This is a genomic window from Krasilnikovia cinnamomea (genome assembly GCF_004217545.1).
Classification (GTDB): domain Bacteria; phylum Actinomycetota; class Actinomycetes; order Mycobacteriales; family Micromonosporaceae; genus Actinoplanes; species Actinoplanes cinnamomeus.
This window is the reverse complement of the sequence record NZ_SHKY01000001.1, coordinates 2,224,257-2,237,038: the sequence shown is the minus strand read 5'-3', so window position 1 is coordinate 2,237,038 and position 12,782 is coordinate 2,224,257. Positions and strand designations below refer to the sequence as shown.

Sequence of the window (12,782 nt, the reverse complement as noted above, 5' to 3'; positions counted from 1 at the left end):
CGGTCAGCGCACCCGGGCTCGGCGCTTCGGCGGCGCTGGCGGGTCGTCGGTGGGCACCGGACGCTGGTTGCTCTCCGGACCGCTGCCGTGGGATTCGCCGCCGGCGATGTCTCCGGCGGCTGCCCGGTGCGGGCCGGTGCCGGGTCCGTTGACGTCTGCGGCGGCTTCGTCGGCTGTCGGGCCGTCGAAGTCGTCGGTGTCGCGGCCGCCGAACACGGCGAGGACCCAGCCTGCCGTACCGAAGATCACCGCGGCGGTGGCGGCCACCGCGAACAGCCGCCACGCCGACTGGGTCACGGCGGTGCCGCCGACGTGCCCGACCAGGCCGCCGTACGTGGCCCAGCCGATCGCGGCCGCCCCGTCATAGGCGACGAACAACCTGATCGGGTATCCGGTACGACCGGCGTGGTAGCCCGCGGCCATCCGCCCGCCCGGCACGAACCGGCACAGCAGCAGCACGAGCGGGCCGGGCCGGCGCAGGCCCCGGGTGAACCGGGCGGCCGCCCGGCGGGTCCGGGACACACCCAGGACCCCGTCGTGGCGCGGGGCGCACCGGCGGCGCAGGGCGGCCAGCCGGTCACCGACCCGGCCGCCGCCCGCCGTACGGCCGAGCACGAAGGCGATCGAGTCGCCGGTGAACATCCCCAGCGCGCCGACCGCGATGACCAGGGGCAGGCTGAGATTGCCGTACACGGTGAGGGCGCCCGAGGTGATCATGATGGCCTGAATCGGGACGACCGGCACCATGGCGTCGACGGCGAGGAACGCGAAGAGCGCAAGGTAGGCCCACGCCGGCGTCGCCACAGCGGTCAACAGATCGGTCATGCGGTCGGCCACCTCGGGGCTCACGGGCTCATGGCGTCTGAGCAGTACGTCTCAGGGCAACACACCGTCTCAGTGCAGTACATCGGGGATACCCGCGAGAGAGCGTGCTGATCTCAGCATGCGCTCAGGTCGGACCGGTCCACCCCGTGATGCCGGACACGGTACGTTGTCGACCTGGCCTGAGTGGGTAGGTTTCGTCCCGATGTCGGGCGGTTCGAGCCTGATGGGCAGTCGGTTTGCCGATACGTGATCGTCCCGGTGGCGCGTACGGTTGATGCGTTCGCGACGCCGGGTCCCCGTTGTCGGCGTGGCGGGCGGCGCGCGCCCGTATCCGGCGCGTCCGGGTATGCGGCGCCCACGGGCCGTCGGTAGGTCCCGTACCGGCGGCCCGCCCATCCGGGTCCTGGTCAGTCATCCCGGCCGCCTGCGCGTTCGCCGAGGACACAAGCTCCCGGAAGCCCGGACGAACCCCATGACGAGGAAATCCCGGCGCTGAAGGTGGATGCGGCACCAACCGCAGCTCACGAGTCGCCCGCCTAACCGGTTCGTCTTCGTTCGGCAGGGTCGGTCGGTTGCTGTACGGAACTCTGTCCCGTCGTCGAGCCTTCACCAGCCTCGTCGCATGACATCTCCTTCCGACCCGTAGGGCGCGACCGTGCCTGTCGGCCGTTGCGGATTGTTGGTCAACCGCGTACACCTGCGCAGCTCACGCCACTCCCCACTGGCGCGGATTGCAGCCGGGATCGTCCGTTGCCGACGACCGCGTGAGCAGTCCGTGAGCAGTTGCTTGAGCGGTATGCAAGTTCTGATTCGTGGCCCAAGCCCGCAGCGACGCGCCTGCCGCCCACAGCGTTCCGCCTGTGGCCTTTCCCACCTTCTGGTCGGGTATCCGGCGGTACTGTGTCAGTGATTTCCGAGAGCTTGAGCGGGTGTCGGCGGAGGGATCGGCGTGTTCGACCAAGCTCTGACCTCGCGCATGTTGGTCCCGGTGGCCGCGGTGACGGTCACCGTCCTCGCCGTCGTGGCACTCATGACGGCGCCGGGTTCCCTGTTCTTCGGCATGGTCGGGGTCGGACCGTGTCTGGCGGCGGGGTCGGCCCGGCCCCGGGCGGTAGCCGCCGTCGGTGGCTACGCGCTGGTGCTGGCAATGCTGGTGTCTTGGGTGCAGGGCCTGTGGTTCACCGCTCCTCAACTGCAGCGGCTGGTACTCATCGTGGTCATGACGGGGCTGTGCGTCGGTCTGGCGCACAGCCTGCGGGTCGCCGAGGACCGGGCGGCGGCGAGCCGTGGGAGGCTGCTGGAGATCTTCCGCTCGTCGCAGGACGCGATCGTCACCACCGCGCTGGACGGCACGATCACGGAGTGGAGCCCGGGCGCGGAGCACATCTACGGCTACACCGCCAAGGAGATGATCGGCCGCAGCATCACCACCCTGGCGATGCCCGGGCGTGGCCCACACATGCTGGAGGCGCTCGGGCGGCTGGGCCGCGGCGAGCGAGTCGACAACTTCGAAACCCGGCGGGTCCGCAAGGACGGCACCCACGTGGATGTCTCGGTGAACGTCGGGCCGTTGCGCGACCACACCGGGGCGATCGTGGGAGTCTGCGGAACGCACCAGGACATCACCGCGAGAAAGAAAGGTGCAGGCGCGGGAGCGGTTGTTGCGGGAACGGTCGGCCCAGGCCGAGCGGCTGGAGAGCCTGGGTCGGCTCGCCGGCGGCGTGGCGCACGACTTCAACAACCTGCTAGCGGTCATCCTCAGCGCGGCCGAGCTGGCCAGCGACCCGGCGGCGCGCGAGGCGGAGGTACGGGCCGACCTGGCCCGCGTCCTCGGCGCTGCGGACAGCGCCCGCCAGCTCTGCCGCCAGCTGCTGCTGTTCGCGCGCGGCGAAAGCGTCGACGTCGAAGCAGTGGACCTGAACGCGGTCCTCGTATCGGTTCGCGACCTGCTGGCGTACGTGGTCGGCGAACATGTCAGGTTGGTAACCCGCCCGGCCGCCACGCCACTGCTGATCGAGGCGGAGCGCAGCCGGCTGGAACAGGTGCTGGTCAATCTCGTGGTCAACGCCCGCGACGCCATGCCAGACGGCGGCACTGTGGAGATCGAGGCGAGCACGGCGCGGGTGGAAGACGACCCTGCCTTTCCGGACGTGCGGCCGGGGTGGCACGCGCTGCTCGTGGTGCGGGACACCGGTGCGGGCATGACCAACGAGGTGGCCGAGCACATCTTCGAGCCGTTCTTCACAACCAAGGCCAAAGACAAGGGCACCGGCCTCGGGCTGGCCACCGTGTACGGCATCGTCAAGGAGTTCGGCGGCGGCATCAGCGTCGAGTCGGAGCTCGGCGTCGGCACCACGTTCCGAATGCTGCTGCCGTGTGCCCAGCGCGGCGATCTTGTCGCCGCGCGATGAGGGATCGGCTTGCCGGCTGGTGCCAACCATTGGCGCAGCGCTCGGACGAGGGTCACCCCCGAAACACGACCTAGTCGATGGTGCAGATGGTGGTGCCCGCGGTCACCGTGGCCCCGACCTCGATGGCCAGCCCCGACACCGTGCCCGAACGGTGTGCCTGCAGCGGCTGCTCCATCTTCATCGCCTCGACCACCACGATCACGTCGCCCTCGGACACCGTGTCGCCGTCCTGCGCCGCCACCTTGACGATCGTGCCCTGCATCGGCGCCGTGAGCGCGGCCGCGCCACCGGCGGCCGGGGCCTGCTGGCGGGCGCCGCCCCGGCGAGCCGTCGGACGCGGGGCGCCTGCTGTGGGCGTACCCGAGGAAAGGTTGGCGGGCAGGCGGACCTCGAGCCGCTTGCCGCCCACCTCGACCACGACGGTCTCGCGGGCCGGCGCCTCGGCGCCGGGCGCCGCGTGGGCGACCGGCTCGACTCCGCCCGCCCACTCGGTCTCGATCCACCGCGTGTGCACCGTGAACGGATCGGAGGTGAACGCCTCGTCGCGGACGACGAGCCGGTGGAACGGCAGCACGGTGGCGATGCCCTCGATCACGGTCTCGTCCAGGGCGCGGCGGGCGCGGGCCAGGGCCTCGGCCCGGTCCTCGCCGGTCACGATGATCTTGGCCAGCATGGAGTCGAAGTTGCCGCCGATGACGGTGCCCTCCTCGACGCCCGCGTCCACCCGGACGCCCGGGCCGGAAGGCCAGGTCAGCGCGGTGACCGTGCCGGGTGCCGGGAGGAAGTTGCGGCCCGCGTCCTCGCCGTTGATTCGGAACTCGATCGAGTGGCCGCGCGGCTGCGGGTCGGAGGTGAAGCGCAGCCGCTGACCGGCGGCGATCCGGAACTGCTCGCGCACCAGATCGACGCCCGCGGTCTCCTCGCTGACCGGGTGCTCCACCTGCAGCCGCGTGTTGACCTCCAGGAACGAGATGGTCCCGTCCTGGCCGACCAGATACTCCACGGTGCCGGCGCCGTGGTACCCGGCCTCGCGGCAGATCGCCTTGGCGCTGGAGTGGATCTGCTCGCGCTGCGCGTCGGACAGGAACGGCGCGGGCGCCTCCTCGACGAGCTTCTGATGGCGGCGCTGCAGCGAGCAGTCCCGCGTGCCGACCACGATGACGTTGCCGTGCGTGTCGGCCAGCACCTGCGCCTCGACGTGGCGCGGCCGGTCCAGGTAGCGCTCGACGAAGCACTCGCCGCGCCCGAACGCCGCCACGGCCTCGCGGGTCGCCGACTCGAAGAGCCCGGGGATCTCCTCGATCGTCCGGGCGACCTTGAGGCCGCGCCCGCCGCCCCCGAACGCCGCCTTGATCGCGATGGGCAGCCCGTGCTCGCGCGCGAACGCCACGATCTCGTCCGCGTCGGCCACCGGCTCCGGCGTGCCCGCGACCAGCGGCGCGCCCGCCCGCTGCGCGATGTGCCGCGCGGTGACCTTGTCGCCAAGATCGCGGATGGCCTGCGGGGACGGCCCGATCCAGATCAACCCCGCATCGAGTACGGCCTGAGCGAACTCGGCGTTCTCCGACAGGAAGCCGTAGCCCGGGTGCACCGCGTGGGCGCCGCTGCGCGCCGCGATATCGAGCAGCTTGTCGATGCGCAGATACGTCTCCGCGGCCGTGGTGCCGTCCAAGGCGTACGCCTCGTCGGCGAGCCGTGCGAACGGCGCGTCCCGGTCGGGGTCGGCGTATCCGGCGACACTGGTGAGGCCCGCGTCCTTGCAGGCCCGGATGACACGGACGGCGATCTCGCCGCGATTCGCGATCAGTACCTTGCGCACGTCGCTGAGCCTAGCGTCCCGACACCGGCGCCGGGCTCAGTCAAGTTTGGCTATTACGCTGACAGCGTGTCCGCCACCCGCATGATGATCCTCGGCGTTGTCCAGTGGATGCAGCCGGTGCACGGCTATGACGTGCGGCGTGAGCTGCTGAGCTGGAGCGCCGACAAATGGGCGAACGTGCAGCCCGGGTCGATCTATCACGCCCTGCGCAAGCTCACCGACGAGGGTCTACTGCGGGCGGTGGCGACCGAGCAGGTGGGCGCCCGCCCGGCCCGGACCACGTACGAGGTGACCGAGAAGGGCGCGGGCGAGTTCCAGGCGCTGTTGCGCAACAACTGGTGGCACCTCGCCACGCCGCCGGACCCGTTCCTGGCGGCCTTCTCGTTCCTGCCCGCGCTGCCCCGGGAGGAGGCAGCGGCGGCCCTGCGTAACCGGGCAACCCAGTTGCGGGCGGGGGTGCAGCAGTTGCAGGCTGCGCTGGGGTCCGAATGGGCGGCGAGCAAGCCGGTGTTCGTGGGCTGGATGTGGGAGCTCGCCGTGGACAAGTCCGAGGCGGAGATCGCCTGGTGCGAGCGGGTGGCCAAGCGGATCGAACAGGGGGATCCGTACCTGCCGTCTGAGGCGTCTTTGCCTTCAGGGGAAGTTTCGTCGGTTGAGGCGGCTGGGACGTTTTCGTCTGCCGAGGGCGCTGGGGACTCTGTGCCCGGTGAGGCCACCGGGAGCCTGCCGTCCGGTGAGGTCGGTGAGGTCGGTGAGGCCGGTGAGGCTGCTGGGGTCGGTGGGGCCGGTGAGGTCGCTGGGAAGTCTTCGCCGGATGCGGAGTCCGGGAAGCCTTCTGTGGCGACCGCCACCGGAAAGCCTGGCTGGCCGTCGGCGTGGGTCAGCCGCTGACTATTCAAGTTTGACTAGCCGCATCGGCGGCCCTACGCTGCCCCCTTGGCAGGCGTTCGCCTGCCCCACGACTGGGGGAAGTCAAGTGATCGAGACGCGAGGACTGCGCAAGTCGTTCACGTCCCGGCAGGGACGCGAGAAGAAAACCGTCGAGGCCGTACGCGGCGTCGACCTGACCGTGGCCGAGGGGGAGATCTTCGGCTTCCTGGGCCCCAACGGCGCCGGAAAGACCACGACCCTGCGGATGCTCGCCACCCTGATCGAGCCCGACGGCGGCTCGGCCACCATCGCCGGCGTGGATCTGCTCAAGAACCCGGGCGAGGTGCGCCGCCGCATCGGGTACGTGGCTCAGGGCGGCAGCACCTGGGACGACTCGACCGCCCGCGAGGAACTGGTCCTGCAGGCCCGCCTATACGGCATCTCCCGCTCCGTCGCCACCGAACGGGCCAACCGGGTCCTCAACGCGTTCCAGCTCAGCGAGTACGCCGACCGCAAGTGCAAGACGTACTCCGGTGGTCAGCGCCGCCGGGTCGACATCGCGCTCGGCATCATCCACGAGCCGAAGCTCGTCTTCCTGGACGAGCCCACCACCGGCCTCGACCCGCAGAGCCGCGCCCACATGTGGGATGAGGTGCGGCGCCTGCGCGACGAGGGCATGACGGTCTTCATCACCACGCACTACCTCGACGAGGCCGACGCCCTCTGCGACCGGATCTCCATCATGGACCACGGCCAGATCGTCGCCTCCGGCACGCCCGCCGAGCTCAAACGCGAGATCTCCGGCGACGTGGTGCGCGTCGGCCTCGCCGCGGGCGCGGTCCCCGCCGCCGCGGAGGTACTCGACGTCGCGCCATTCGTGAACAAGCTCGAAACGCAGGACGACGGTCTACGCCTCTACGTCGACGACGGTGCCACCGCCATCCCGCTGGTGCTGCGCGCGCTGGACGCCGCATCGGTGCCGCTCGGCACGATCGAGCTGCACCGTCCCAGCCTCGACGACGTCTTCCTGACCAAGACCGGCCGCTCGCTGCGGGAGGAATGAGCCATGAAGCTGCTGCGTGACACCTCACTCATCTTCCAGCGCCAGATGCAGCTCCTGCTGCGCAACCCGGTCTGGATCTTCGTCGGCGTGTTCCAGCCGGTCATGTACCTGCTGCTGTTCGCCCCGCTGCTCAAGCCCGCACTGCAGGTACGCACCAACGCCGAGGCGTACGAGATCTTCGTCCCCGGACTGCTTGTGCTGCTGGCCATCTTCGGCGGCCTGTTCCAGGGCTTCGGGCTCATCGCCGAACTGCGCGCCGGCATCATCGAACGGTCGCGGGTCACCCCGGTCAGCCGCCTCGCGCTCCTGCTCGGCCGGTCGTTGCGTGACGTGGTGTCGCTGATCGCCCAGGCGGTCATCATCACCCTGCTGGCGTTGCTGTTCGACCTGCGGGTGTTCATTGGCAACCTCCTGCTGGCGTACCTGATGCTCGCGTTGATCTCGCTGATGACCTCGGCCGTCAGCTACGGCGTCGCGCTGAAGGTGAGGAGCGAGGACGCCTTGGCTCCGCTGATGAACACTGTGGCCCAGCCGGTGCTGCTGCTCTCCGGCATCCTGCTCCCGCTGACCTTCGCGCCCGGCTGGCTGCAGGGCGTTGCCGACTGGAATCCCTTCTCCTGGGCCGTCGACGGGACGCGGGCGCTGTTCCGTGGGGACCTGGCCTCGGAGGCGGTCTGGCAGGGGCTGGTCATCATGGCCGTGCTCGCCGCGGCGGCGGTGGCGTGGGCGGCCCGGATGTTCGCCCGCAGCGTCCGCTGAATCTCTCTGCTCGATTCCTGCCGCATTCCGCAGGAACTGCAGGAACTATCTGCTGGACTCGGCAGCAGCGCTTGTGGACTCCGCTTGAGGTGCTGGACTCTGTTGCGGCGGCCCGTGGCCTTTCGGTCGAGGGCCGCCGCACACCTGCGCGCCGCCGTGCCTAGCGGGGTAGCGCTGCCGCGTCGGGTCTGCGGTGCGGGCCGGATGCTCAGGGCAGGCGGCGTGCCATCGTCAGGCCGTCGGCGATCGGCAGGATCACCGCCTCCACCCGCTTGTCCGCGATCACCATGTCGTTGAACGCGGTGATCGCCCGGTCGCTGGTGCTTTGTGGATCGAGCACTCGGCCCGACCACAAGGTGTTGTCGACAAGAAGGACGCCGCCGGGACGCACCCGCGGCACCAGCTCATCCCAATACGTCTGGTAGCTCTCCTTGTCCGCGTCGATGAACACCAGATCCAGGTGCGGCTCGGCCGGCAGCTCGCTCAGCCGCTCAGCCGCCGGCCCGATGCGCAATTCGATCCGGTCGTCGACCCCGGCGCGCTGCCAGTAGCGACGCGCCACACTCGTGAACTCCTCAGAGATGTCGAAGCAGACCAGCTGCCCACCGTCGGCGAGCCCGCGCGCGATCGACAGCGAGGACAGGCCCGTGAACGTGCCCACCTCCACCGCGCGGCGCACCCCCGTCACCGTCGTCAGCATCCGGATGAAGGCCGCCTGCTCGGGCGCCACCTGCATGCCCGCGTTGTCGGGGAGCGCAGCCCGGGTCTCGGCGATGAGCTCGGCGGTGACCTCGTCCGGCGCGGTGCTGTGGTCGAGCAGGTAGGCGTGCAGTTCGGCGGTGAGCGGCAGCGGTTTGAACGTCATGCCTACGACCCTAGGCCGTTCGGGGAAGTGCGGGAGCGCCCTGTGGATAAGGGATGCGCTCAGACGGGGCTGCGCTGCCGGTGGGCTCGGGCAGCGACGGTCGTCAGTCCCGCCACAGCCGGGTGATGGAGACGCCGAAACCCGCCAGCAGGCGGCGCAGCAGCGGTAGGGACAGTCCGATCACGTTGCTCGCGTCGCCCTCGATCCGGTCCACGAACGCGCCGCCACGCCCGTCGATCGTGAACGATCCGGCCACGTGCAGCGGTTCTTCGGTCGTCACGTACGCGTCGATCTCGGCGTCCGAGATGTCCGCGAAGTGCACTATCGTCGTGCCGACCTCCTCGCCTTGCTTGCCTTCCACGAGGTCGGTCAGGTGATGCCCGGTGTACAGAATCCCGGAGCGCCCGCGCATGGCGCGCCAGCGCTGCACCGCCTCGCTCGCGTTCGCCGGTTTGCCCAGGATCTGGCCGTCGAAGGCGAGTACCGAGTCGCAGCCCAACACCAGGGTGCCGGGGTCGCTCGGCAGGCGGGCGGCGACCGTACGTGCCTTCAGGCGGGCCAGGGTCAGGCTGAGGGTGTGCGCGTCGTCCGCCTCGACGGTCGATTCGTCGACGCCGCTGACGATCGTGTCAGCGTCGATGCCGGCAGCCTTCAGCAGGGCGCGGCGGGCAGGACTCGCGGAGGCGAGCACGAGACGGTACGAGGTGTCGGTCTGCACGCCGCAACGCTACAAGCACGCGGGGCAGGGCCGTCTGCCACTCGGCATGCCCAACAGCCTTCCCGCGCCCTCTACCCTTCCGGGCTGACCTGGCTAAAGAGACAGAGAAGACGACACGCTTCGATGAGTTGCGAATGCGTAATGCCTCAGAGGCTCGTCAGAAAGCGGGGACGGCTGGTATGACCGTCGGGTCAGTCTGCTGACATTGATGTCAGTGTATTCCGACCATTAGCTGTAGTAGGTGAGCCCAGACGGTCCGACTGCTTCTCGGCGTCTCAACCCTGTCACTGCGGCGGCCGTGCGGGACCAATGTCTCGGACATTGCTGGAAGGGCTCTGATGCCGCTGCGGCGATCTACTGCCTGCGCCGTCGGACGAGTACAAACGCCGCTAGCCCACCGAGTGCGGCGAGCGCAGCAGCGCAGCTGACGACGAGTGCCGTACTGCGCGCCGGCTGGTTTTCCGGCGATGCGGTTACATTTGTCGACGTGCTGGCTCCGGCCTGCTGGGTATTGTCAACCGGGGCGCTAGGGCTCGGTTCGTCCGTTGGAGTGGGCGCGTCGGTGGAAAGAGCCGCCACGATATCGATGACTCCGTGTCCGTACTCTGGATCTACCCCGGGAGCTCCCTTGTCGGCGGCGGTTGATTCCAGGCGTGCCACAACTTCCCGCGCGCTCAGGGCAGGGTACTTGCTGCGGATGAGCGCGACCGCTCCAGACACGATTGCTGCCGAGTCGGATGTGCCGGTCCCGGTTGCGTACCGATTATTAGTGCTTGTGCTCATGATGTCGGTTCCGGGCGCCATTAGGTCGAGCGCAGGGCCGGTTGCCGAGACTGGGGCCCGCTTTCCGTCGCGATCCACTGCCCCTACTGCCAGAACGCTAGGGACGAAGGCCGGGGATGTGATTCCGTGGGACTCCGGCCGGTTCCCCGCCGAAGCAACGACCACGACGTTTGCCTTTTCAGCAGCCGCTAGCGCAGAGAACAAGTCAGGTGTCGCGCCTCCACCGAGCGAGATATTGATAACGTCTGCGCCATGGGCAATGGCCCATGAAATTGCTGGCCCTAGGCCGCGACTAAACCTGCCGGTGGTAAGAACTCGAATCGGGAGAATCTTTGATTCAGGTGCGATGCCAAGGGCCCCTGATCCATCCTTCCCATGGGCGGCGATGTCCCCAGCCATGGCTGTTCCGTGGCCGTCCACGTCGGTCCGCCCAGATCCCCTCGCATTGGTGAAGTCCTTACCCGAAAGGACACTGCCGGACAAATCGCGATGATCGCTGACGCCTGAATCGATTACGGCGACGGTGACACCGCGCCCAGTACTGATTCGATGAGCCTCAGCAATTCTCAGGTACTGGAGGTGCCATTGCTTGTCGCGAGTATTGTCGGCGAGGGCCGGACTGCCAATGGTGGCGATGCTGGCACTTGCTACCATCGCCGCAGCGGCGGCAAATGTTCGCCGAATCATCCTTTGATGCCGATAGCGGGACCGGGGTTAATAGGCCCTGGGTCTTCCTGGGGCAAAACCACCGGATCAACCCCTTCGTCAGTCGCCCATGGGTTGTCCGGGTCCCACGGAGCCGTGTTTGCATTCTCCGGATGGTCGCTGCGTGATCTTCTTGATTGGCCATACGCGGCTCCGAGCTGTCCGCCTGAGCCAAGTCGGGCCGCAGCGCCAACGCCCGAAACCGATCGGGCTCCGGCGCTCGACTGCGGATTGATGACTCCTCCAATAGGATTGACCCGGCTTGATCCTCCACCCACACGTGTCTGGCCAGACCCGGTGCCAGGCAACTGTCCGATGACGCCGCTGCCGGGCGTTGACCCGATCACGCCACCGGACGGCATTGTGGGGAATCGGCCAGCTTGCGCACCAAGGCTAGGCCTGGGCGGACCGCCGGGAATGGCCGCTCCGCCGGGTATCGACGCGGTTGAAGCACCGGGCGGGACAAGGCCTAAGGGCGAATTTACTGCGGGAGGTAGAATCCCGGGGAGGCCAGGCGTGCCAGGCGGAATTGTATTTGTTGCACCGATCGTTAGGCCCGGAGTGACCGGAGGACTCACGGGTGGGGCTGCCACGAGCTGGGTACCCGACAACGTGGGACCCCCAACCGGATTGATTACTGATCCTGGATTGATTGCAGATACGCCGGGATGGCCCGAAGCTACTGGCGACGTAGTCGCCATATGTGGACGCTGGACTAGGTGGTCCGGAGGAGGCACCGCAGGAGGTGCAGGGACGGGAATCAAGGGTGGCACTGACTGCCCAGAGCCGTTGCCGTCCCCATGGTCGTCACCCTGGCGATTCGCCATCGTGCCAAAGTCGTACAGCTTTGGCTTCTGCAGCTGTGCTTGTGCGCTAATCACGGTGTTGCTCAGCGCGTACATGATGCTTCGTGCCTGATTGTTCAGTTGCTCCTGGTGCTCAGCGGAGACCGGCGGCGCAGTCGGCACTGGCGACGCTTGCGGGCTGGGCGACGGCGAGGGCGTCGGGCTTGAGGATGGCTTTGGCGCGGCTGCTGCGGCATCCCGATCGGCCTGCCACTTGGCGATGCTGGCCTGGTTCGCCATGTACTCCTTGTACAGCGGCTCGATCTTGGTGCGGGCCACGCTGAGGTCGAGGGCGACGGACGAGAACGTCGTGTAATTTGCTGCTGCTGCGGCGTGGGTCTCTGTGAGGTGCTCGATGAGCTCATCCAGCCGGGCGATGTACGCGGCCGAGGCCGGGCTCTTCTCCGGCGGCCATGCGTCGGCGAGGTTGTCCCGGTACAGCCGGACGCGACTGAGATGCTCATTGGTCAGTTCGGACGTGCGCCGCCATCCCTGGACCACCTCGTAGTGCGGCTCGGTGTCCTGGTCGGCGATCGCCTCCCACATCTTCTTGACGTCGTACCCGAACCAGTCCGTGCCGCCGTATCCACCGCCACCGTCAGCGATCAACATCAGGGCAACACCGTCCCGTTCTCAAGCTCCGGTGAGGGCTGGGCGGCGTCAAAGGCCCTGTCCACGTCGTTGACTCGGGCGCGGGAGAAGGCATCCGAACCGCGATACTCGTGGCTGATGGTCTTGGCTGCGTCGGCGAACTGGCCGGTGCCGTCGCGGAAGTTGTAGGTGTTGGAGTACGTCACGCTCTGCACCTCGTGGTGGTGCGTGAGGAACGCCTGGAGTTCCGGGAAGTTCGGGGCCCCCGGCAGCGGGGTGAGCATCGAGGCGGTGACGAGGTCGAGGTGGGGGCCGTAGCCGGAGTCGACCTCCTTGGCCAGCCCGGTGGCAAAGTCTTCCATCGCCTGGATGTCGGCCTCGATGGCGCCGTAGTCGGCCAGCCATGCCGGCGGCCGGTCCTCTTCAGGAATCATGAATCAGCCCTCCCCCGAGAGTGCGAGATCTCTCGGAAGAGTAGTCGGTGACGCGACGTCGTGGGGGGCCGGACGAAACGCAGTGGACGATCGG

General features: G+C 68.5%; 11 protein-coding genes and 1 pseudogene. 5 read left to right on the top strand and 7 right to left on the bottom strand.

The genetic code is table 11. The annotated features are described in order from the left end of the window. Positions 1 to 3: 3 nt before the first annotated feature. Positions 4 to 825, bottom strand: a complete 822-nt coding sequence (locus tag EV385_RS09975; RefSeq protein WP_341273930.1) for a DedA family protein — start codon at positions 823 to 825, stop codon at positions 4 to 6. A gap of 976 nt (positions 826 to 1,801) precedes the next feature. On the opposite strand from EV385_RS09975, the pseudogene EV385_RS36090 reads away from it, so the two are divergent. Further along, positions 1,802 to 2,452: pseudogene (locus EV385_RS36090) on the top strand (PAS domain-containing protein); the annotation flags it as partial. Positions 2,453 to 2,465: 13 nt separating this feature from the next. Next, complete coding sequence (locus tag EV385_RS09965; RefSeq protein WP_130509215.1) at positions 2,466 to 3,236, top strand: sensor histidine kinase; 771 nt, start codon at positions 2,466 to 2,468, stop codon at positions 3,234 to 3,236. Between the two features lie 70 nt (positions 3,237 to 3,306). Here the strand turns inward: EV385_RS09965 and EV385_RS09960 are convergent, their stop codons facing one another. Continuing rightward, positions 3,307 to 5,055 (bottom strand): acetyl/propionyl/methylcrotonyl-CoA carboxylase subunit alpha, encoded by a 1,749-nt coding sequence (locus EV385_RS09960; RefSeq protein ID WP_130509214.1) that lies wholly within the window; start codon positions 5,053 to 5,055, stop codon positions 3,307 to 3,309. Between the two features lie 66 nt (positions 5,056 to 5,121). On the opposite strand from EV385_RS09960, the gene EV385_RS34955 reads away from it, so the two are divergent. The 3 genes from EV385_RS34955 (at position 5,122) to EV385_RS09945 (ending at position 7,747) form a co-directional block, all read left to right on the top strand. Continuing rightward, a complete protein-coding gene (locus EV385_RS34955; RefSeq protein WP_242624805.1) occupies positions 5,122 to 5,946 on the top strand; it encodes a helix-turn-helix transcriptional regulator in 825 nt (274 codons plus the stop codon). A gap of 85 nt (positions 5,947 to 6,031) precedes the next feature. Continuing rightward, positions 6,032 to 6,988 (top strand): ATP-binding cassette domain-containing protein, encoded by a 957-nt coding sequence (locus EV385_RS09950; protein WP_130509213.1) that lies wholly within the window; start codon positions 6,032 to 6,034, stop codon positions 6,986 to 6,988. Positions 6,989 to 6,991: 3 nt separating this feature from the next. Next, positions 6,992 to 7,747 carry an ABC transporter permease gene (locus EV385_RS09945; protein WP_130509212.1) on the top strand — a complete coding sequence of 252 codons (756 nt, stop codon included), beginning with the start codon at positions 6,992 to 6,994 and terminating at the stop codon, positions 7,745 to 7,747. 208 nt (positions 7,748 to 7,955) lie between these two features. Here EV385_RS09945 and EV385_RS09940 read toward each other — a convergent pair whose 3' ends face one another. From EV385_RS09940 to EV385_RS09920, 5 genes are all read right to left on the bottom strand, one after another. Further along, positions 7,956 to 8,612 carry an O-methyltransferase gene (locus tag EV385_RS09940; protein WP_130509211.1) on the bottom strand — a complete coding sequence of 219 codons (657 nt, stop codon included), beginning with the start codon at positions 8,610 to 8,612 and terminating at the stop codon, positions 7,956 to 7,958. A gap of 103 nt (positions 8,613 to 8,715) precedes the next feature. Next, entirely contained in the window at positions 8,716 to 9,330 is a 615-nt protein-coding gene (locus tag EV385_RS09935) for a Maf family protein (RefSeq protein WP_130509210.1), read from the bottom strand. 354 nt (positions 9,331 to 9,684) lie between these two features. After that, positions 9,685 to 10,767, bottom strand: a complete 1,083-nt coding sequence (gene mycP / locus EV385_RS09930; protein WP_130513197.1) for a type VII secretion-associated serine protease mycosin — start codon at positions 10,765 to 10,767, stop codon at positions 9,685 to 9,687. Positions 10,768 to 10,796: 29 nt separating this feature from the next. Then, the gene (locus EV385_RS09925; RefSeq protein ID WP_130509209.1) at positions 10,797 to 12,275 is read right to left on the bottom strand and encodes a hypothetical protein; all 1,479 of its coding nucleotides are present in this window, start codon (positions 12,273 to 12,275) and stop codon (positions 10,797 to 10,799) included. After that, positions 12,275 to 12,688, bottom strand: coding sequence for a hypothetical protein (locus EV385_RS09920; protein ID WP_130509208.1), 414 nt, complete (start codon positions 12,686 to 12,688; stop codon positions 12,275 to 12,277). The genes EV385_RS09925 and EV385_RS09920 overlap by 1 nt, the downstream gene beginning before the upstream one ends. Between the last annotated feature and the right edge of the window lie 94 nt (positions 12,689 to 12,782).

Excerpts from the sequence above, each read along its gene's own strand:
- EV385_RS09975 (WP_341273930.1), bottom strand. The coding sequence starts at position 825 with ATGACCGATCTGTTGACCGCTGTGGCGACGCCGGCGTGGGCCTACCTT.
- EV385_RS09945 (WP_130509212.1), top strand. The coding sequence starts at position 6,992 with ATGAAGCTGCTGCGTGACACCTCACTCATCTTCCAGCGCCAGATGCAG.
- EV385_RS09940 (WP_130509211.1), bottom strand. The coding sequence starts at position 8,612 with ATGACGTTCAAACCGCTGCCGCTCACCGCCGAACTGCACGCCTACCTG.
- mycP (WP_130513197.1), bottom strand. The coding sequence starts at position 10,767 with ATGGTAGCAAGTGCCAGCATCGCCACCATTGGCAGTCCGGCCCTCGCC.
- EV385_RS09925 (WP_130509209.1), bottom strand. The coding sequence starts at position 12,275 with ATGTTGATCGCTGACGGTGGCGGTGGATACGGCGGCACGGACTGGTTC.
- EV385_RS09920 (WP_130509208.1), bottom strand. The coding sequence starts at position 12,688 with ATGATTCCTGAAGAGGACCGGCCGCCGGCATGGCTGGCCGACTACGGC.